The sequence below is a fragment of the Agrobacterium sp. genome (genome assembly GCF_059499945.1).
This window is the reverse complement of the sequence record NZ_JCABZP010000020.1, coordinates 247,097-266,877: the sequence shown is the minus strand read 5'-3', so window position 1 is coordinate 266,877 and position 19,781 is coordinate 247,097. Positions and strand designations below refer to the sequence as shown.

Below are 19,781 nucleotides of genomic sequence, written 5' to 3'. Positions count from 1 at the left end.
TTCGAGTGATCTTGGGGAAGGGCGGTTTGCGCCAACGCGTCTTAAGCCGTCTTCAGGATTGAAAGGCCGGCTGCATGTGTCGATCGGTCATTCTCGCCTGTTTTCCAGCGCTCAAAGGCGGCACGTCCGAGAATGGCGACGGACGTATCTTCCTGGGGTGCATGGACGAGAACTGACTGGATATCGCGGAAATGCCGCTCCAGACCAAGATCGGCGTTGAGGCCGGGATTGCCGATACCGCGAACAGCCAGTTGCACAGCTTCGCGGATCTGCCTGCCGGCGAGAAGCCGGGCCCTTATCAGGTGTTCGGCATCGCCAATATGGCCTGTGAGTGCGCCGAAGATGATCTGCCGCGCGCCGGAGACCAGAAGGTCGATCTCACCCGAAAGCGTGACAAAGCGTTCTGTCCGCGCAATGGGATGGCCCAGATTGGCGGGCACACGTTCATGCGCGAAGCGGATGAAGGCTTCCTGAGCCGCTTCGGCTGCGCCGAGATAGATTGCGGTCAGCGCAAGCGTCATTGCCGCATGGCTGCGATTATCCTGCTGGGCAACGGAGGGATCAACGAGTTCCAGCACATTTTCTGCCGGGATTTCAACCTCGGTATATTCGACATCGTGCGAACCGGTCGCCCGCATTCCGAGGCTCTTCCAGTTCTCGATAATCCTGATGCCGAGCAGGCCGTTAGGCACGACAAACGTGCCGACCCGCGCCTGAGCCTCGTCGGTGTGCGCCCAGACGAGAAAATGGGTGAGGCCGTGCGCGCCCGTCACGAAGCGCTTGCGGCCCGTGATCGACCAGCCATTTGCCGTCCGGCGCGCACGCGTGGCCGGCAATCCGCCGCGCGCCGGCGAGCCCAGTTCCGGCTCCACACGGGCGGCGTTCAGCAGCAGTGGCTGATCTTTGGCTCTGGAAAGAAGGTCCCTGTAAAGACCGTCGGGCCAATGATCCTTCGTCGCCTGTCCCAGGTGGGTGAAGATCGTCATTGCGCTGATGAGCGCCACGGAGGGATCGCCGCGCCCAAGTGCCGCCAGAATATGGGCCGCGGTGCTCAAGGTTCCTCCTGGGCCGCCGTAACGCGTGGCCACGGTGCTCTCAAGAAGTCCGGCCTGATGAACGGCGCGAATGCCGGTCCAGGGAAACTGACCGGTCTGATCCGCATCCGGTGCGGCTTCGGAAAGGGCGCGCACAGCGGCTTTAAGTGCGGTGGGATCGTAAGACATGCGGATAACGGCTTTCTGGAAGTCGAGAGGCGGGATCATCCGTTGCGGGCATGGATGGATCCCGGTCTTGGAGGAAGAGGTGTACAGGTCCGGCCTGGCCGGACTGCCGTGATCAGGCGGCTGCCTTCTTCTTTGCCTCTTCACGTTCGCGAATGCCCTCGCGGACGAGAGGCAGGATGTATCGTCCGTAGTCGACGGCATCATTGTAATTGTCATATCCACGGATCGAAATCAGATCGGCGCCGAGATCAATATAGTCGAGAATGGAGTCGGCGATTGTGCGCGGCGATCCGACCAGAGCGGTTGTTGCGCCGCTTGCATTGGTCGCGGTGACGGTCGGATACCAGAGCGCGCGGTCATGGACATCGCCGCGTTTGGCGATATCGAGCAGGCGCTGGGAGCCGATATTGGCGGGTGGTGTTGCGTTGACCGGCGCGCGCGAAAGGCCCCTCTGACGGTTCTCGTTCAGACGGTCGAGAACCCTGTGCGCCTTATCCCAGGCCAGTTCGTCTGTTTCAGCCACGATTGGCCGGAAGGTAACCCAGATGCGCGGGCGATCGGTTCGGCCTGCTTTTGCGGCTTCGGCATAGATGCGGTCAATCTGCTGCTTGGTTTCAGCCAGCGGCTCGCCCCAGAGCCCGAAAATGTCGCACAGCGAGCCACCGATACGATAGGCGGCATCTGACGAACCACCGAGCGAAATCGGGATAAGACCGTTGGTGGGACGCACGGCGCTGCGAAACTGCTTGAACTGGTAATATTTGCCGTCGAAATCGAAGGGTTCGGTCGAACTCCAGGCAAGGCGGAGAATGCGGATATATTCTTCCTGGCGTTCGTAACGCTCTTCCTTGTTGAGGAAATCTCCTTCGCGCGCCTGCTCCTCGTCGCTTCCGCCTGCGATGAAGTGGACGACGACGCGACCGCCGCTCAACTGGTCGAGCGTGGCGAGGGACTTGGCCGCAACCGTCGGATAAACGGTGTTGGGCCGGAGCGCGACGATGATCTTGATGTTCTTCGTATGCGCAAGCACGGTGGCGCCCAGCGTGAAGGGATCGAACGAAGAGGAGGAATAGGGAATGAGCGTGTAGTTGAACCCATAGTCGTCCAGTGCACGCGCATAACGTTCCAGGAAGAGCGGATCGACCGGAGCATCAGGGATGGGGTTCAGATCATTGGACTCGTTGGGAAAGCTGACGCTGATGAATTCCGCAGCCATGGGAGCTCCTTGGTGTTTCTGAGTGTCGGGTAAAAGCTAAAGCCGGCGTGGCATATGAGGAAGACAGGTCTTTCTATTTCTATGGAATATGTAGAAAATATTGCCTGACTATCCCGACGGTCTAGAACCTTAGATTGCCGCCCGTTCCGTCCCTTCGTGATCGGGAGCAGGTTTCCACCCCAGAGATGGAGCAACTGTCGTCGCAAGATCGGTGAGCAATCTTATGTTTTCGGACAGTCCGAAAGCGGGAGGCAAAAAAAGAACGAGCTCATCTGCGGCCGCCAGTCCCGGATCGCTCAAAACCGCCTCTATGACTTCTTCCGGTGTACCTTGAAAGACCGGGGAAATCTGCGCGCCAACAGGCGGGCCGGCAGGGGCCAGCGCACCCTTCGGGCGTGAGGCGGCAATTCCCACCGTGCGACGCTCAAGGTCGTAAGCCGCGTATTTCTCACGCAGCTCCGGGGTGGTGCCAACGAGAATGGAAGCGGCAACAGCGACCGGGGGTGGCGTCGTCTTCCAGATGCGGAGCCAGTGGGTGCGATAGGCATCAATGATCCGCGCCTGATATTGACCGAAAGTCTCGCCTTCTGCCTGATCGTGAAGGACGGTCCCGGAAATCAGGCCAATCCCAAGTTCGGCGGCCTGTATTGCTGAATCGAGGCTGGCGGAGCCTTGTCGGATACGGCTGCGCAAGGTTGGGCTATGAGGGGTCACCCGCAACTCGGCTCCCGGAGGTGCACCAATGTCCCGCTCGGTAACAGTGTGCAAAACATCACCGGCAATGGCGGCGAGGAAACGCGACTGGCGTCGCTTTGCCTCTGTGCGGGCATCGGTATCGACGGTTCCGAAAACGGCATCGAACGCGCCGTTGGTCCCGGTCGAGATGGCAAGTTCAAGCCGACCGTCGATCAAGAGGTCGGTTGTTCCCGCCGCCTCAGCCAGAAGGATGGGGTCCTGATAACGCATCGGGATGACGGCGGAACCAAGTGTGATGTGCCGCGTATGCTGGCCGACTGCCGCAAAGAAGGGTAACGGGGAAGAAAGATAGTGGTCGAAGTGACGCTGATAGGCCCAGCCTGACTGATAACCCAGCCTTTCCGCCTGCCTGAACAGCTCTATGCCCTGTCGCAGCCCCTGTGCCGGACCGTCATCGTCGTTGAACGACACGCGCGTATTGAAACCCAGCCGCTGTTTCGGCCGAAACAACGCGGGAAGGTCGCGGGAAGCTGCTGCAATATTCATGCGAGTTGCTCCTTCCGCAGAGCGCGCTGGACAGCGGGAGCGCGAACCGTTCCGGCAATGCCCGACGGGATGGAGTTCAGCAGCGACGCGGTATATTCGTGTCTCGGATTGGCGAATATCTCGGTGACGGCTCCATGTTCGACAATGCGTCCCCGCTGCATAACCGAAACGCTGTGCGCAAGTTGCCGGACGAGGGCGAGGTCGTGCGAAACGAAAACATAGGTCAGGCCGAGCTTCGCCTGTAGCGACAGCAGAACCTCGACGATATCCGCCTGAACGCTGACATCGAGTGCGGATGTGGGTTCGTCCAGCACGATCACATCCGGTTTGAGGACCAGCGAACGGGCGATTGCCACACGCTGACGCTGCCCGCCGGACAGGGCCGACGGTTTACGCTCCAGGAGGTGCTCGCTCAAGCCGACATTCGCGAGAGCTTCCTGTACGCGTTCGGATCGCTCTGTCGGCGTCCCGATCTCGAAGCGGTCGAGTGGTTCACGAACAAGCTGCCCCACCTTCCACGTCGGGTCGAGGGACGTAAACGGGTTCTGGTAAACCAGTTGAAGATGCCGCCATACGGACCGCAGCGAAGCGCGGTTTTTGTTCGTGACGGTCTCGTCGGCAACCGTAATCGTGCCGCTTTCCGGCTCTTCGAGCCCCAGCAGCAGGCGGATCGTCGTCGTCTTGCCGGAACCGGATTCGCCGACGAGAGCATGGGTCGTACCTGCCGGAACCGAAAACGAAATATCGTCCACCGCAGTCAGGGTTTTGCCATCGACAGTGAAGCGTTTGGTGACGCCGCTGACGGCGATCTTTGGCGATTTGTCGCCATCAAGGAGGCTGAACCCCGGATCGCGGAATTTGGCATAGCGCTCCGGGTTGAGCGCGGGGACGTCGCCATGGAGTTTTTTGGCATAGGGTGAGGAAGGGGAGGAAAAAACCGCGGACGTCCTGCCTTTCTCCTGCACGACGCCGTTCTTCAGCACGACGAGATTATCCGCCCTTTCGGCCGCTATTGCGAGATCGTGGGTAATAAGAAGGAGGCTGATGTTCAGCTCATCCCGAAGACGGGAGAGGAGATCGAGGATGCGCTTCTGGATCGTTACGTCGAGTGCCGAGGTCGGTTCGTCCGCCACCAGCAGTGCAGGGCGCGGCAATATTGCCAGAGCGATCAGCACGCGCTGCAGCATCCCTCCGGACAACTGGTGCGGATAGGAATCGTAAACCCGTTGCGGATTGTCGAGACCCACCTTGGCGAAGGTTTCGAGAATAAGTGTCCTGCGGATCGCTGGATTGGTCTCTTCCATCAGCGCTGCCGCTTCCAGCGCCTGGGAGCCGATTGTTCTCACAGGATTGAGAGAGTTGCCGGGATCCTGCGGCACGAAGCCGATTTCACGGCCGCGAAACGGCCTGAAGCGGCGTTCTGGTAATGCGAGAATGTTCTGCCTGTCGAAAATAACCTGCCCTGTGGCGTTTGCGCCGGTGGGGAGAAGCCTCAGCACGGCTTTCGCGATGGTCGATTTTCCAGAACCGGATTCTCCGATGAGGGCGAGGCTTTCGCCACGTCCGATTTCGAAGCCGACATTATGGACGACCTCCTGCCGTCCGTAGGACACGGCAAGATTTTCGACCTTGAGAAGGGGTATCGCGTGTTGTGGAGACGCAGCCACGAACTCGGGAAGGATTGGCGCTGTTTTCAGTGCGATTTGCGAAGCCATCGGCTGATCCTGTTGACAGAGAGGACGGTCACGATCGTAACGAACGCGGGCGCATAAACGAGCCAGGGCCATTTGAGGTAGTCCTTGCCGATTGAAATCAGCAGGCCCCAGTCGGAAGAAGGTGGAGGGTCGCCGTAGCCGAGGAAGGCGAGGCTGGCGATCACCAGAATGGACTCGCCGAATTGCAGCACGGCAAGCGGCAGCATCGAGCGGGATGCGTTTGGAAGGACGTGTCTGAGAACGATGTAGCCGCGCGAGCCACCCGAGAGAAAAGATGCCTCCACGAAGGTCGCTTGACGTGTCTTGATAACCTCGGAGCGCGCCACGCGGGCGAAGAAGGCGATGGCCGATATGCCTGTCGCAATCGCCGCATTGATCGTTTCGAAGCCGATGGCCGTGACGATGATGACCGCGAGCAGGAACTTCGGGATGGAGAGCAGCACGTCGACAAAACGCGCAAAGACGATATCCACCCAGCCGCCGAAAAATCCGGCGAGCAAACCGATCACACCACCGATGAAGACGCCGATGACGACAGCGACCAAAGCGCTCGATACGGATGAAGCCGTGCCATAAACGACCCGTGTATAGAGATCGCGCCCGAGATGATCCGTGCCGAACCAGTGCGCAAAACTGGGCGCAAGAAGCTTGTCGGCCGGGACACCGTTGATCGGGCTCTGGCTGGTGAACAGTTGCGGCGCAATCGACCAGGCGACGACGATTGCGATGACGAGGAGGGAAAGGGCAACCGTTGGAGTAAGGTTGAGAGCTCTCAGCTTCTCGAACGGATTGCTGCCGGAAACCGGGCTGGAGATAAGGCTCATGGTTTGGCCCCCGTTTCAAGGCCAAGTGACGTGTCGTCGATGGTCGCCAGGCGGCGTTTTCGGCCAACGATAATTTTCACCCGTGGATCGAGCAGCGGATAGAGAAGATCGGCGATGAGGTTGACGACGACGAACACCACGGCTCCAAGCGAGACGATGGCCTGCAGGACGGGCAGGTCCTGCGTGCTGACGGAGCGCTGGACGAGACTGCCGATACCGGTACGGCCGAACACGGTTTCCGTGATCAGCGAGTTGCCCAGAAGCTCGCCCACGGTAAGGGCGATAACGGTCACCACCGGTAGCGAAGCGGGCTTGAGCAGATGTGTAGTGAAAAGTCGTTTCGGCCCGATGCCGCGGCTGCGGGCAACCGCCGCGTAATCCTGTTCCGCTTCATGATCGAGATTGGCGATCAGCACTTCCGCGATCTGCGCGGAAAACGGTATGCCGATGGTGATCGCCGCAAACAGCGTCGCCCAGAAGCTGTCGGGTTCGATGACCCGGAACAGCCTGAGCTGAAACCCGAAAAGGTGGATCAGAAACAGGCCGATGACGAAATTGGGCGTCGACAGGAACAGCGAAGGGAATGCCCGCAGCAGCCCCTGCCCATATCGTTTCGGCACGACCTGTGTGCCATAGGCAACGGCGAATGCGAGGATCAACGCAACCGTGAGCCCGGCGGAGGCCAGAACCAGCGTCGATGGCAGCACCTCGGCGATCAGGGTCGCGACGGGTCGATTGGAGCGCATGGAGATGCCGAGATCGCCCGTCAGGAATGCCGACAGGGAGTGCCAGAGCTGCACGATGATCGGCCTGTCCAGCCCCTGTGCAGCAATGATTTCGGCGATTTCCTGCTCGGTGAAACCGTTCTGCGGGTTGCGCAGAACGCTGGTGATCGGGTCGCCAGGCAGGACGCTGACGACCACGAAGGTGAAGACATAGGCCAGAAGGATGACGACGATCGCCTGGCCGAGCCGCTTTGCGGCGTAGGTTAGGTAGGCATTGCTCATGCCGTCACCTCCTTGACGTTACTTGGTGGGCGCTGGCCTCATTCGGCAATGAACGCTGTGTAGTAGCTGGCGTAAGCGACGCCGTTATAGACTTCGCCCTTCAGCTTCGGCGATTGCACGTAAATGCGCTGGACGATTTGGGTGCGTGGTATGAAATAGCCCTGTTCCAGCACGTATTTTTGCAGGCCGTCCAGAAGAGGCTTTCGTTCCTCGACCGAACCCGCGCCGGCGATTTTGTCACGCAGGTCGTTGAGCTTTGCATCACGCTCATCCAGCGCAAACCAGTTCTCGCCATTGTTGGCGTTGGTCAGGATGCTGGCGACCGTGCCGGCATCGATGAAGCTGCGCGTGACTTCATATGCGGGAACTGCGGCGCCGCCGAATTTGACCTTCTCGCCATAGGTCACGACATCATAAGCCCTGATGTTAACCTTCCATCCGAGCCTGCCAAGCTGCTGGGCAATCAGTTCATCGACGGATTTCGAAGTTGCCAGATAGGGATTGGAATGGATCGTCAATTCCAGCGGCTTGCCGTCTTTCACCCGAACGCCGTCCGCGCCCTTGGCCCATCCGGCTTCGTCCAGAAGCTTCTCCGCCCTGTCCGGATTGTAGGCGAGGAGATCGCTATGATCGGTCGCGCCGGGGACGTTGCTCTGGATGAACGACGTCGCAAGCTTCCAGTCCTGCGTATAGACGGTGTCGATGATTTCCTGGCGATTGATGCCTGCCTGGAGTGCCTGACGCACCTTCGCATCATCATAGGGTTGAAGCTTGGTGTTGACCGCCCAGCCGTTGACGAAGCCGAGATAACGCGGCGTCGCGACGGTAAAGCCTTCCTCCTTGAGCGATTTCAGCTCCTGGGGCGAGGCGTTATAGGCGACGTCCGCCTGACCGGACTGAACCGAAGCGACGCGAAGGGATGGTTCCGACACCAGCTTGTAGGTGATGGTATCGAGATAGGCGGGTCCGGTATGGCCGACTGCGGCGGGCCCCCAATTATAGTCCTTGCGCTTGACGAGAGTGACATGGTCACCCTCTTTCCAGGACTCCACCACATAAGGTCCGCTACCGGCGGTCTTGCTGAGGTCTGCCTGCTGGCTGGCAGGCTGGGCGATGCTTTTGGGGGAGACCAGGATGGAACCGTGATAGCCAAGGGTCGGAATGAAACCGAGCGTCGGCTTCTTGAAGAACACCTTGACCGTCGTGGCATCGACCGCTTCCGCGCGATCATAGGTCTTGGGGAAAAGGCCGATCGGGTTGATCCCCTCGTTCTTGCGGCCGGCATACCAGATGTCGAGATTGGCGACGACGGCCTTCGCATCAAGCGGTTCGCCGTCGGAGAAAGTCACGCCGCTTTTGAGGTGCAGGGTGAATTCCGTTGCGGTGTCGTTCTGCTCCCAGCGTTCGGCAAGCCAGGGGCTGACCTTGCCTTCGGCATCGACGTAAAGCAGCTTATCCGTAACATGACCCCAGATGTGGCCCTGGAAACTGGAGATGGCGCTGTTGTTGGGGATCCACGTGTCGCCCAGTGAATCGATCAGAAACGTGATGTCACCGCCATCGCGCGGCGTATCCGCCGCCACTGCGCTTAGAGGTGCCACTGTCGATAAAAACAGCGAGGCCGAGGCCGCCAAGGAGGCTGTGAAAAGCAGCCGGCGACGCGACAGGGAGAATGAGAAAGAACGTTTTGTCATGGTATGATCCTGATAAATTCAAAGTTTTTTTCGTTGCAATTTCTGCATCTCCTGCGGACGGACTACTGCTGCTGCCATCGGTACAACGCACGTCAAACCGTTGCCGCACCGGCTTTTCAGCCGGGCGGGAGAATGCTGGAGTTCATTGATGATCGGGTTGGGCGTCGCGGGGTTAGCGAGCGGCTTCTGGAAGCCTGCTTGGCTGAGGAGCGCGCCCGCTTCTACATATTCCAGTCATGACGCGGTCCCTCGTTGCGGTGTTCATCTTGCCCATAACCTAGCAGTCAGGCGTGAGGGAGAAAGACTGGTTGTTCTTTTTCTATCGATTTAGTGAATTATTTTATCGCCATTTTGCCGACAGTTTGGATTGGTGTTTCAGACGCCCTTAAATTGCCGTCTCGCGCCGGTGATTGAGGATGGCCCGGCGCCGAAGATGCCGTGTCACGCAGGGCAAATGTCATGGCTTCGAAAATCCTGACCGGCGGCAAATCACCGGTAAAAAGCTCAATCTCCACCCTGGCGATCTGGCCGGTCGAACCCTGAGACAGTTTCGAAGTGCCGATGTCGCGGGTCAGGATATTGGGGTTGCCATGGATGCAGATGGCATTGTCGTCAGCGGAATCCTGCGGCTCGAACCATGCGCCGGTGGCAAGCTGCATCACCCCCGGCATGACGTCCTCACTGACGATGGCGCCAGCGAGGCAGCTGCCGCGCGCATTAAAAAGCCTGACGACGTCGCCGTCAGATATTCCGCGGGCCGCGGCATCGGCCGGATGGATGCGGACAGGCTCCCGATCCCTGATCTTGGTCGAACGGCTGAAATCGCCATAGTCCAGCTGGCTGTGCAGACGTTGATATGGCTGATTGCAGACGAGGTACAGGGGATGCAGGCGGGCGTCATCGGGCGTCTCCATTCTTGGGGGATACCAGCGCGGATGACCTTTGCAGTCCTCATAACCGAAACCCTCGACCGTTTCGGAATAGATCTCGATTTTTCCTGAGGGTGTCGGCAGCGGCTTCGTCCCGGGACCCTCAAGGAAAGCGCGCGCCGGGCCACCATCGTCGGGTTTAACCGGAAGAAGCAGTTCCCCCCGCTCCCAGAAGGTTTCAAAATCGGGCGCGTCGTGGCCGCCCGCCGCAAGCGCCTGACGGGTCGTTTCGTACAGGAAGGCGAGCCATTCTCTGCTGTTGCGGTTTTCGGTAAAGGCATCGGACCTGCCAAGTTCCCGCGCAATCCCGGCGAATATCTCATAATCGTCGCGTGCTTCGCCGACAGGGGCGATCAGGCGCTTCATGGCGATCATCAGGGGATCGCGATCGGCGGCGCCGATGTCGTCACGCTCAAGCGTGGTCGTGGCGGGCAGCACGATATCGGCATGTCGCGCGGTCGAGGTCCAGGCCGACTCGTGGACGATGATCGTTGCGGGACGCCGGAAAGCGGCCCGCAACCGGTTGATATCCTGATGATGGTGAAATGGATTGCCACCCGCCCAATAGACAAGCCGGATATCGGGATAGCGGAGTGCGTTTCCATTGTAATGAAACTCGGTGCCGGGATTGAGCAGCATATCGGCGATGCGCGCACAGGGAATATAGTCCGGCACGGGATTTTTGAATTGCTGCAGCGTTGGCAAGGGAACGGCGAGCAGGCTCTTGCCGATATTGCCCAACGCGCCGATGGAATAGGAAAATCCGCCGCCGTCCAGTCCGATCTGGCCGAGCATGGCGGCAAGGACAATGCCCATCCACACCGGCTGTTCGCCATAATCGGCCCGTTGCAGTGAATGGCTGACCGTGATCAGGGTTCTGGAACCGGCCATCTTCCGCGCCAGCTTGCGGATCGTCTCCGGGTCAATGTTGCAGATCGCGGCCGCCCATTCGGGGCTTTTATGCTGGCCGTCCTCCCTGCCAAGAAGATAGTTCTCGAACCGGTCATATCCAGCCGTATAACGCTCCAGAAACGCCCGGTCGTGCAGTCCTTCCGTGACGAGGACATGAGCAAGCCCGAGCATCATCGCCACGTCCGTACCGGGAATAATGGGAAGCCACTCGGCATTCAAATCACCCGGAAAATCGTCTGCCAACGGGCTGATGAATATGAAATGCGCACCGCGAGCGCTCGCGCCGGCCAGTTTCTGCCGTACGGAATGCGTGCTGATCCCTCCACCGTGGACATCGGCGTTCTTGATCGCCATTCCACCGAAGGCGAGCACCAGCTCGCTGCTGCGTTCGATCGCGTCCCAGGTCACGCTCTTGCGGTCGAAGCTGTCATACGGTCCAAGCACATGGGGGATTATGACCATGGCAGCGCCGGAACTATACGTGTTGACGGACCGGACATATCCGCCAAGGACGTTCAAAAAGCGGTGAATCTGGCTTTGTGCGTGATGAAACCGGCCGGCACTCGACCAGCCATAGGAGCCGCCGAACACCGCGCTCGGGCCATGACCGTCATAGACCCTTTTCAGCTCATCCGCGACCAGCTTCGTCGCTTCGGCCCAGCTGACCTCGACGTAATCGTCAGCGCCGCGTCGCTGCGCGTGGCCGGTCTCGCGTTCAAGCCAGCCCCGCCGGACGGCAGGCCGTTTGATGCGAACGGGGCTGTCGGCAATCGCTGGAAGATTGCCCAGAAGCGGTGATGGATGCGGGTCACCGGGGTGGGGCTCTATCTCCAGTCGCCCATTTGCAAAGCGTCCGGAGAATGCACCCCAGTGGGAACTGTGAGTCTTGAAGGAATTCATCGCATGGCCTCACGATCATGGATTGCAACGTGGCAATTCTATTTCGGCAGGATTTTCCCCGGATTCATGATTCCGGCAGGGTCGACCGCATGTTTGATGAGCGCCATCAGATCAACCGCGTCGCCATGTTCCTCGCGCAGATAAGCGATTTTCCCGGTGCCGACGCCGTGTTCGCCGGTCGAGGTGCCGCCGACGGAGAGGGCATATTGCACCATCTTCTTGTTGATGGCCGCCACTTCGCCGAGCTCTTCCGCATTGTCGGGATCGACCGCAAAGACAACATGATAATTGCCGTCGCCGACATGGCCGAGGATAGCCGCAGGCACGCTGCAATCCTTCAGAAGTTCGCGGGTCTTCAATATGCAATTGCTGAGCTGGGAGACCGGGACACAGACATCCGATGACCAGCCTTTGGCGTTTGGCCTCTGCGACACGACGGCATAAAACGCATTATGCCTCGCTTTCCAGAGACGATTGCGTTCTTCGGGTGCATTGGCCCACTCGAAATCCTTGCCGCCATGCTCCTCCACGATGGCGGATACCATGTCGACCTGTTCCTGAACGCCGGCGGGTGAGCCATGAAACTCGAAAGCCAGCGTGTCCTCGATCTTCAGGTCCAGCCCGGAATAGGCGTTGACGGCCCTGATCAGGCCACGGTCCATAAGCTCCATGCGGGCGACCGGGATGCCCAGCTGCACGACCTGAATGGCTGATGCGACCGCCTGTTCGACGCTCTCGAAAGAGCAGAGCGCCGCCGAGATGGTTTCCGGTATTCCGTAGAGACGAAGCGTTATTTCGGTGATGATCCCCAGCGTTCCTTCCGAGCCTACAAATAACCGCGTCAGATCATATCCGGCGGAAGATTTTCTGGCGCGACCGCCGGTTCTGATGATCTGACCGGTCGGCAGCACCACGGTCAGCCCGAGCACGTTTTCCCGCATCGTTCCGTAGCGGACGGCATTGGTGCCCGAAGCGCGGGTTGCGGCCATGCCGCCAATCGAGGCGTTTGCGCCAGGGTCGATGGGAAAGAATAATCCCATGTCTCGCAGATATGTGTTCAACTGCTCCCGCGTGACGCCGGCCTCAACCGTGCAATCCAGATCCTCACTGCTGATACGGGTTATCGTCGACATGCGCGAAAGGTCGATCGAGACCCCGCCATTGACAGCCGTCAAATGCCCCTCGAGCGAAGTGCCGGCGCCGAATGCGATGACGGGCACCCCTTCCGCTGCGCATAGCCGCACGATCTCGGATACTTCGGAGGTGGTTTCAGCGAAAGCGACCGCGTCGGGAAACACGGCAGCATGATGCGCTTCGCCGCGCCCATGCTGCTCGCGCAGTGTCAGAGACGTTGAAAGACGCTCCCCGAGGAGGTCCCCCAGGGATTGGATGAGAGAAGAGGACAGGTCAGGCATAAGAAGATTCCGTGGGAGCCTGGCAGCGGAATGCTACGACAGACTTGCAAACATCGAGGGCGAAGCGCGCGCCCGGCGGAACGCCAGACTGTCTCCGCCATCTGGCGGTGATATCAGGCGGCGAGTTTTTCGCCCCTGAGATGACGCTCGAGGAATGGAAGGCTGTCCTGCCCCCAGTAGAGTTCATCCTGATAGCGATAGGTCGGCACGCCGAACACGCCGGCTTCCCTGGCGGCTTCGAAGCTGGCCTTTTGCAATGCTGCAACCGCATCACTCTGGCCGTGTTTGTCGAGCGCTGCAGCATCAAAGCCTGCGGCTGTCGCAATCGCCCGGCGGACATCTGCGTTGCCGATGTCTTCACCACGAACCCAGAAGGCCTCCTGAAGCGCAGCTGCCAGCTTGAGCCAGTCATCGCCCGTTTCGATCGCCGCCGCGACCATCAGACCGGCGGGTGCGGGATCCGAGAGAGCGGCGCGATTGTCGAAATTGAGCACTTTTCCGCGCAATGCCGCCCAGCGCTTCAGATCCCTGATCCAGTAGGCGCGTCTGGCCTCCGGGCGGTTTCGTGAATAAATGCCGCCGTTCTCCTCGATCAGCGGAATGACATGAGGGCGGATCGTGGCACCCTGTTCTTTCGCCAGCACAGCAAACGGTTCAAGACCGATGAAGGCCCAGGGGGAGCCGATGCTGAAAAAATAATCGATCGTCTTTGTCATTGTCTGCTGCTTTCAGTTGGGTTGATTGGTGGAGGCGGCGGCCGTGTCGAAGACGGAGAGAGCACAGTCTCGCGCAATCAGCACTGCTTTGGGATCGCGTCTGACGGCGACGGTTGCCAGTGCCCCTTCGTAGAGAAGCGACAGATGGGCAGAGGCAATCTCCACCGTGCTGCCGGCTCTTGCCAGGACAGCGGCAAACACGTCCCTGACCTTCGCCTTATGGGCACGCGCAACGACCACGACGCGCTCGGACTCGCCATGTTCCGCAACCGCAAGAGCGAAGGCGCAGCCGCGAAAATCCGGGCTATCGGCCTTTTCGTGGAGCTGCTCGAAGATCAACCGGATCTGCTCTTTCGGAGCCATGTCTGCATCCAGCACTTTCTGGAGCGAATGGATTACCCGCTCGTGACGCGCCTCAAGATAGGCTGCAACGAGATGATCCTTCGACGGGAAATGCCGATAGAGCGTCGCCTTCGCAACATTCGCCTCTTCGATGATACGATCTATGCCGACGGCCCGGATGCCCTCGCGATAGAAGAGTGTGCCAGCGGCGGTGAGGATATGGTCTGATATGGCTTCTCGCATTATCGTTTCACACTGTCGTTTCAAAAGTCGCCCTGATACGGATTGCCGGTCATGAAGTGACGGCAGGACTGGCATGCGCCGCCCGGTCCGGGGCGGCGATGAGAGACGTGATCGCATCGAGCGGCAGCGGCTTTGAAAACCCGCCCTGATGTGCCAGCTTTCCGGCAAGCGTTTGCACGGCTTCGTTACAGGGCGTCGGAACGCCGTGAATCCGGCCCAGCAGAACGATTTCGCCATTGAGGAAATCCACTTCGCTCGAGGCTCCGCGCCTGAAGCTCTGCCAGGTCGATTGCTGGCCCGGATGAATCCCGCTGTTCGGCGCAACCCGCCAGTTCGAGATGTCGAGGCTTCGCTCGGAGGGCGAGGCAAGGGTGTAGCCTGCCGCTTCCAGCACATGTCGCGCCTCATCCACCAAAGCCGCGCTGATCCTGTCGTTCAGATCGGCCGGACCGTCGAACAGTTCCAGAGCATTGCGAACGTTGTGAAGGAGCTTTGCTGCTTTCCATCGGCGGATATCGTCGCTTGGCTCGGCAAGATATCCCGCCCTGTTCAGGTCTGCCGTGACCTGTGCGGTCACGTCATCCTGTCCGAGCGGAAAGCGCCCGACTGTCACGATGCCTAATTGCGGCTCGCCGCCAACCACCACCTTGCCGGTTTCGGTGAACCGCGCCGGGGTCAGAATGCTTGCGCCATAGACCCTGGAAAATGTTCTCAGGGCATTTGCTTCGGTCGCCAGTCCATTTTGAAAAGTTACGATCGGAAGATTTGCCGCCGCCGGTGTCGTTGTGTTCGAGATGCTTTGCCAGGACCAGAAGGCGAGCGCGCTGACGGCATCCTGCGCTTTCACGGTGAGCAGGAGGACATCATCCGGCGTCAATTCCGGAATATCTGTCAGGTCGAAAACCCTCAAATCGATCTGCCGCGTCTCCGAGGGGCGCTGAAAGGTGAGGCCATGCTGCCTGATATGGCTGATCTGGGCGCCCCGTCCGAAAAGCGCATAGTCAATGCCGGAGAGTGCGAACTGCGCTGCAAGGCTCGCGCCCACCGCACCGGCGCCGATAATAACGTAACGTGGCATCTGTCGTTTCTCGTCTTGTCTTTTTCGCGCTCCGGATTTCCCGGAGAGCTTGGCTGCTGATAGGTTCGGCGCTCTGTGCGGATAGCAATTGAGGATCGCGGTAACACACGGTTCAAAAGCACTCTGGGACAGATCGTAAAGCCTGCGAGCAGTTTGAAGGAAGACCGGTCATTCTATATCTACTAATTTTGTAGAAAATCAGTTCCCGAAATCGGCGATTTCGGGAGAGATTGCGCTGCCCCTGGCAGGCGGTCCGTTATCGCCGAGTCAGGCGCGCGTCTGCGTTCGATGCGGGCAGCTGCAACACAGTTTATTTGATGCCGAAACCGAGACGGCGCAATGTCTGGCTCAGTTCCGCGCGGCCTTTGAGCGCGGCGGCGTTCTCGACACGCTGGGAAATGGGTGCTGTCCAGCCGTTTTGCGGCAGGCCCTGTTTTTCCTGAAACGTCTTCAAGACCGCGTCATAGGAATCAAGATCATCCCGTGCGGCCTCCGAATAGGTTTCATGAAACAAGATGGATGACTGGGGCAGGCGCGGTTTGACGTCGGTTTTCACGGCCGGGTCTGGATAACCCACGGTGAGGCCAAAGACGGCAATCGTCTCGGGAGGCAGGTTCAGTTCGCGGGATACGTCTTCCGGCCTGTTGCGAATGCCGCCAACGTAGCAGGAGCCGAGACCGAGTGAATCGATTGCGGCAACCGCGTTCTGCGCGGCCAGCGCCGCATCGATGGCGCCGATCAGGAAGCTTTCCAGATAATCCAGCCCTTCTCCGCTGTTGCCGTGGTTGGAAGCGACCGTTCGCAACCGCTTCAGGTCGATAAGCCAGATGAGGAAAACAGGTGCATCCTTTATATGGGCGTTGCCGCCCGTGAAGCCCGCCAGACGTGCCTTGCGCTCCTTGTCCTGCACCGCCACCACGCTCCACGCCTGAAGATTGGAGGATGTGGGGGCAGATTGTGCGGCTGCGACCAGAAGTTCCAGGCTGCCCTCCGGCAGAGCTTTCGGCAGATAGGCGCGGGCGGTGCGATGGTTCAGCAAGGCGTCGATCGTGTCATTCCAGAAAGGCGGAGAAAAATCGGCCTGCGTTCCGTAGCGGGCCTCAACACGCTGCTGTGGGATTTCCAGTTTGGTGATCGGACTGGAGAGGGTCATCGTGTGTAGCTCCGTAATGTTGGGAGGTGAGGGCAGGTCCGGATGAAGGTCGGAAAGGTTGAAATGCCTTCCACTTGATATGCTTTGCCGGTCCCTGTGCCGAGCAATGTCTTACTCATTGGCGATTTTTCAGGGAAACAACATTCCCATAAGGCGTCCGAGAGTCATGTTGTCGAGATTTCCTTTTATCTCGCCATGTTGCGAAGAAACGCAACGGCGGTCCAAGGCAGCGCAATTATTCAGCACAAATTTTGGTGTCTGGCTGCATACGTATTGGAATAAAATTCTGCAAGAAATGTTTTCTTTGATGGTTGAGAAGAATTTTCTTCTTAAGAACGCGCCGCTTTGCCCCGATGCTTTCACTATCGAAACGACGTTTTCAAACGGGGATTTTCATGACAATAGGACGCCGCCAGTTCAACAAAATGCTTCTTCTGGCAACGGCAGGAACGGCCCTGCCGGGTTCGCTATTCGCCGCAAGTGGCGATGCGAGCCGGCCCATCTCCGGCGGCACGCTCAAGTTGCTCTATCGTGTCGATCCCGGCAACGCACTTTTCGCCATCAACACATCGTCAGGCACGGGGCAGGCGATCGGCCCGAAGATCGTTGAAGGTCTTCTAACATTCGATTTCGACCTCAATCCGCGGCCCTTGCTGGCAACGGAATGGTCCGTTTCGGATGATCACCTGCGCTATACGTTCAAACTCCGGCCGAATGTGAAATGGCATGACGGTGAGGATTTCACCTCGGAAGACGTTGCCTTTTCGATTTTCCGTCTGAAGGAAGCCCATCCGCGCGGCCGCATTACCTACCAGAACGTCGAGGCGGTGGAGACGCCGGATTCCCTGACCGCCATTATCGTGCTGTCCAAACCGGCGCCGTTTCTGATTGCCGCGCAATCGAGTTCGGAATCGCCGATCGTGCCGAAGCATATTTTCGAAAAGCTGAAACCGGCCGATGGCCAGACATTGCAGACCGCGATTGGCACCGGTCCTTTCAGGCTGACGGAGTGGACGCCGGGCAGCCATCTGATCTTCGATAGAAACCCCGACTATTGGGATGCCGGCAAACCTTATCTCGATCGCATCATTCTGCGCATCATCACCGACCCGGCCGCGCGGGCGGTGGCGCTGGAGACGGGGGAAGTCGATATTGGCGACAACCCGGTGCCGCTCGCAGACCTTGAGCGATTGAAGCAGAACCCCGATCTCGTCCTGGACACGAACACCTATGCTTATGCGGGGCCGCAGCAGCAGCTGTTCTTCAACTACGATAATGAAATCTTCCGCAAGAAAGATGTCCGCCTGGCCATTGCGAAGGCGATCAACCTCGATGAAATCGTCAATGTGGCGCTCTTCGGTTATGCGCAGATATCGCCGAGCCCCGTCAGCACCGCCCTGCCGAACTGGTATGACGCATCCGTCAAGGCTCATGCCTATGATCCCAGGGAAGCGGAAAAATTGCTCGATGCGGCGGGATATCCCCGCAAGGAAGACGGCAAACGTTTTCCCGTGCGGTTGACCTACAATTCCTATCTGACGCCCGGCTTTGCCGACGTCCTTCGCAGCCAGCTTGAAAAGATCGGCATTGCCGTCGAAATCCGCAAATACGACCTGCCGACCTATCTGAAGACGGTCTACACGGACCGCGCCTTTGATCTGGTTGTGGAATCCCTTTCCAACACGTTCGATCCGTCGCTCGGCATCCAGCGGGCCTATTGGAGCAAGAATTTCAAGATCGGACTGCCCTTTTCCAACGCGGCCAACTACGCCAATCCGGAGGCGGATGCGCTTCTGGAGGCGGCGGCCATCGAGCCCGATGCGAAGAAGCGCTGGGTGACCTGGAGCAGGTTCCAGCATCTCATTCATGATGACGTCGCCTCTGTCGATCTTGTGGCGGCGGGAAGTCAGATCGTGGCGCACAGGCGGGTCAGGAACTACGTCACCGGCGCGCAGGGGCTGAACTGGAGTTTCGGCGATCTATGGCTCGATCCGACCGCTTGAAACCCGATGTGAAAACCAGAATTTGTCAGGAGGATATGCAATGTCCGTACATGCTGTAACCAAAGACCGCCTCATCGAGTGGCTGACAGATGGCAAGGAACTTGCCGTTCTCGACATTCGCCCCGCAGAAGAGGTGGGGTATGCTTCCCCATTGTTTGCGACCAACCTTCCGGCTGAAAGGCTGGATGCGGAAATCGACCGTTTCATTCCGCGCCCTGTCGTGCGGACCGTTCTGGTGGATGATGGCAAGGGAAGCGCAGAGCAGGCGGCGGAACGGCTTGCCGCCAGGGGCTGGAGCGATATTCACTTTCTGCGCGGCGGAATTCCGGCATGGATCGAGGGCGGCCTTGACGCCCTGCCGACATTCGATATTCCCGGCGTTCCTTTCGTCCAGAAGGTGAGAAGCGAAAAGAACACGCCAGTGGTTTTCGCCCGTGAACTGAAGGCGTGGCAGGAAGCCGGCGAGGATGTTGTCGTCATCGACACCCGCACAATAGCGGAATATGAAAAGGCGCATGTGCCGGGCGCCATCGGCGTACCCGGTGCCGAACTTCTGTTGCGTTTTTCCGACCTCGTGCCGTCACCCGACACAAGGGTTGTCGTTTCCTGCGCGGGCCTTCCCCGCGCAATCCTCGGGGCGCAGACATTGATCGACGCCGGTGTTGAAAACGATGTCAGCTATTTGCACGATGGCACGCGCGGCTGGACGGATGACGGGTTTGAGCTGGAAACGGGGCGTTCGCAAACATATCCGCCCGCCAGCGATGATGCGAAAAATATCGCGAAGGCGCGTCTGGAGACCTTCTCCCGGCAAGACGACCTGCAGTTCATCGATCGAGCCACGGCCGAGACATGGCTGCGGGACACGGCGCGAACGACCTATTTTCTCGATGTGAGAACACCGGAAGAATTCACAGCCTCCCACCTTAAAGGTTCGATTTCCTCGGAAGGCGGCCAGCTTCTCGGCGTTGCCTATCGCACCATTGCCGTGCGCGGAGCACGGGTCATTCTGGTGGATGATCTGCTGGGCGCCCGCGCGCGTGTTGTTGCCCATTGGCTGAAACGCCGGGGCTTTGAAATCTCCCTTCATCTGCACGACTTCGAACAGGGTGTCGAGGCGGCAGCCGCATAGGTTTCCCAGACGGTAGATGTCACTCGATTGCTGCCGC

At 59.2% G+C, this 19,781-nt stretch carries 15 protein-coding genes; 2 read left to right on the top strand and 13 right to left on the bottom strand.

Annotated features, from left to right (window positions below; translation table 11 throughout):
• Positions 1-41: 41 nt before the first annotated feature.
• The 13 genes from AC5I5B_RS24165 to AC5I5B_RS24105 form a co-directional block, all read right to left on the bottom strand.
• A complete protein-coding gene (locus tag AC5I5B_RS24165) occupies positions 42-1,223 on the bottom strand; it encodes an acyl-CoA dehydrogenase family protein (protein WP_174054733.1) in 1,182 nt (393 codons plus the stop codon).
• Positions 1,224-1,335: 112 nt separating this feature from the next.
• Positions 1,336-2,439: an LLM class flavin-dependent oxidoreductase gene (locus tag AC5I5B_RS24160; protein WP_003504237.1), complete on the bottom strand. Its 1,104-nt coding sequence runs from the start codon at positions 2,437-2,439 to the stop codon at positions 1,336-1,338.
• A 129-nt stretch (positions 2,440-2,568) separates the two neighbouring features.
• Positions 2,569-3,681: an LLM class flavin-dependent oxidoreductase gene (locus tag AC5I5B_RS24155; RefSeq protein ID WP_111781664.1), complete on the bottom strand. Its 1,113-nt coding sequence runs from the start codon at positions 3,679-3,681 to the stop codon at positions 2,569-2,571.
• Positions 3,678-5,396 (bottom strand): dipeptide ABC transporter ATP-binding protein, encoded by a 1,719-nt coding sequence (locus tag AC5I5B_RS24150; protein WP_495752871.1) that lies wholly within the window; start codon positions 5,394-5,396, stop codon positions 3,678-3,680. The genes AC5I5B_RS24155 and AC5I5B_RS24150 overlap by 4 nt, the downstream gene beginning before the upstream one ends.
• Complete coding sequence (locus tag AC5I5B_RS24145) at positions 5,375-6,220, bottom strand: ABC transporter permease (RefSeq protein ID WP_080843169.1); 846 nt, start codon at positions 6,218-6,220, stop codon at positions 5,375-5,377. Before AC5I5B_RS24145 ends, AC5I5B_RS24150 begins: the two co-directional genes overlap by 22 nt.
• Positions 6,217-7,227: an ABC transporter permease gene (locus AC5I5B_RS24140; RefSeq protein WP_087745317.1), complete on the bottom strand. Its 1,011-nt coding sequence runs from the start codon at positions 7,225-7,227 to the stop codon at positions 6,217-6,219. The genes AC5I5B_RS24145 and AC5I5B_RS24140 overlap by 4 nt, the downstream gene beginning before the upstream one ends.
• A gap of 38 nt (positions 7,228-7,265) precedes the next feature.
• Entirely contained in the window at positions 7,266-8,921 is a 1,656-nt protein-coding gene (locus AC5I5B_RS24135) for an ABC transporter substrate-binding protein (protein ID WP_003504244.1), read from the bottom strand.
• Positions 8,922-9,256: 335 nt separating this feature from the next.
• Positions 9,257-11,662, bottom strand: a complete 2,406-nt coding sequence (locus AC5I5B_RS24130) for a molybdopterin guanine dinucleotide-containing S/N-oxide reductase (protein ID WP_087745316.1) — start codon at positions 11,660-11,662, stop codon at positions 9,257-9,259.
• A 38-nt stretch (positions 11,663-11,700) separates the two neighbouring features.
• The gene (locus AC5I5B_RS24125) at positions 11,701-13,077 is read right to left on the bottom strand and encodes an FAD-binding oxidoreductase (protein ID WP_087745314.1); all 1,377 of its coding nucleotides are present in this window, start codon (positions 13,075-13,077) and stop codon (positions 11,701-11,703) included.
• Between the two features lie 113 nt (positions 13,078-13,190).
• The gene (locus AC5I5B_RS24120) at positions 13,191-13,793 is read right to left on the bottom strand and encodes a 2-hydroxychromene-2-carboxylate isomerase (RefSeq protein WP_087745312.1); all 603 of its coding nucleotides are present in this window, start codon (positions 13,791-13,793) and stop codon (positions 13,191-13,193) included.
• A gap of 12 nt (positions 13,794-13,805) precedes the next feature.
• The gene (locus AC5I5B_RS24115; RefSeq protein WP_174054732.1) at positions 13,806-14,378 is read right to left on the bottom strand and encodes a TetR/AcrR family transcriptional regulator; all 573 of its coding nucleotides are present in this window, start codon (positions 14,376-14,378) and stop codon (positions 13,806-13,808) included.
• A 49-nt stretch (positions 14,379-14,427) separates the two neighbouring features.
• On the bottom strand, positions 14,428-15,456 hold the full coding sequence (locus tag AC5I5B_RS24110) for a ketopantoate reductase family protein (RefSeq protein ID WP_174054731.1): 1,029 nt from the start codon (positions 15,454-15,456) through the stop codon (positions 14,428-14,430).
• Positions 15,457-15,766: 310 nt separating this feature from the next.
• Positions 15,767-16,609 carry an NADPH-dependent oxidoreductase gene (locus tag AC5I5B_RS24105; protein WP_003504257.1) on the bottom strand — a complete coding sequence of 281 codons (843 nt, stop codon included), beginning with the start codon at positions 16,607-16,609 and terminating at the stop codon, positions 15,767-15,769.
• 395 nt (positions 16,610-17,004) lie between these two features.
• Between AC5I5B_RS24105 and AC5I5B_RS24100 the strand changes: the two genes are divergently transcribed.
• Positions 17,005-18,612: an ABC transporter substrate-binding protein gene (locus AC5I5B_RS24100; RefSeq protein WP_003504259.1), complete on the top strand. Its 1,608-nt coding sequence runs from the start codon at positions 17,005-17,007 to the stop codon at positions 18,610-18,612.
• Positions 18,613-18,652: 40 nt separating this feature from the next.
• Positions 18,653-19,744, top strand: a complete 1,092-nt coding sequence (locus tag AC5I5B_RS24095) for a rhodanese-like domain-containing protein (protein WP_174054730.1) — start codon at positions 18,653-18,655, stop codon at positions 19,742-19,744.
• Positions 19,745-19,781: the final 37 nt, after the last annotated feature.

What these genes read in the sequence shown, in the direction of transcription:
- AC5I5B_RS24095 (WP_174054730.1), top strand. Translation starts at nt 18,653, where the DNA reads ATGTCCGTACATGCTGTAACCAAAGACCGCCTCATCGAGTGGCTGACA.
- AC5I5B_RS24135 (WP_003504244.1), bottom strand. Translation starts at nt 8,921, where the DNA reads ATGACAAAACGTTCTTTCTCATTCTCCCTGTCGCGTCGCCGGCTGCTT.
- AC5I5B_RS24125 (WP_087745314.1), bottom strand. Translation starts at nt 13,077, where the DNA reads ATGCCTGACCTGTCCTCTTCTCTCATCCAATCCCTGGGGGACCTCCTC.
- AC5I5B_RS24140 (WP_087745317.1), bottom strand. Translation starts at nt 7,227, where the DNA reads ATGAGCAATGCCTACCTAACCTACGCCGCAAAGCGGCTCGGCCAGGCG.
- AC5I5B_RS24150 (WP_495752871.1), bottom strand. Translation starts at nt 5,396, where the DNA reads ATGGCTTCGCAAATCGCACTGAAAACAGCGCCAATCCTTCCCGAGTTC.
- AC5I5B_RS24115 (WP_174054732.1), bottom strand. Translation starts at nt 14,378, where the DNA reads ATGCGAGAAGCCATATCAGACCATATCCTCACCGCCGCTGGCACACTC.
- AC5I5B_RS24100 (WP_003504259.1), top strand. Translation starts at nt 17,005, where the DNA reads ATGACAATAGGACGCCGCCAGTTCAACAAAATGCTTCTTCTGGCAACG.
- AC5I5B_RS24155 (WP_111781664.1), bottom strand. Translation starts at nt 3,681, where the DNA reads ATGAATATTGCAGCAGCTTCCCGCGACCTTCCCGCGTTGTTTCGGCCG.
- AC5I5B_RS24105 (WP_003504257.1), bottom strand. Translation starts at nt 16,609, where the DNA reads ATGACCCTCTCCAGTCCGATCACCAAACTGGAAATCCCACAGCAGCGT.
- AC5I5B_RS24120 (WP_087745312.1), bottom strand. Translation starts at nt 13,793, where the DNA reads ATGACAAAGACGATCGATTATTTTTTCAGCATCGGCTCCCCCTGGGCC.
- AC5I5B_RS24130 (WP_087745316.1), bottom strand. Translation starts at nt 11,662, where the DNA reads ATGAATTCCTTCAAGACTCACAGTTCCCACTGGGGTGCATTCTCCGGA.
- AC5I5B_RS24145 (WP_080843169.1), bottom strand. Translation starts at nt 6,220, where the DNA reads ATGAGCCTTATCTCCAGCCCGGTTTCCGGCAGCAATCCGTTCGAGAAG.
- AC5I5B_RS24110 (WP_174054731.1), bottom strand. Translation starts at nt 15,456, where the DNA reads ATGCCACGTTACGTTATTATCGGCGCCGGTGCGGTGGGCGCGAGCCTT.
- AC5I5B_RS24165 (WP_174054733.1), bottom strand. Translation starts at nt 1,223, where the DNA reads ATGTCTTACGATCCCACCGCACTTAAAGCCGCTGTGCGCGCCCTTTCC.
- AC5I5B_RS24160 (WP_003504237.1), bottom strand. Translation starts at nt 2,439, where the DNA reads ATGGCTGCGGAATTCATCAGCGTCAGCTTTCCCAACGAGTCCAATGAT.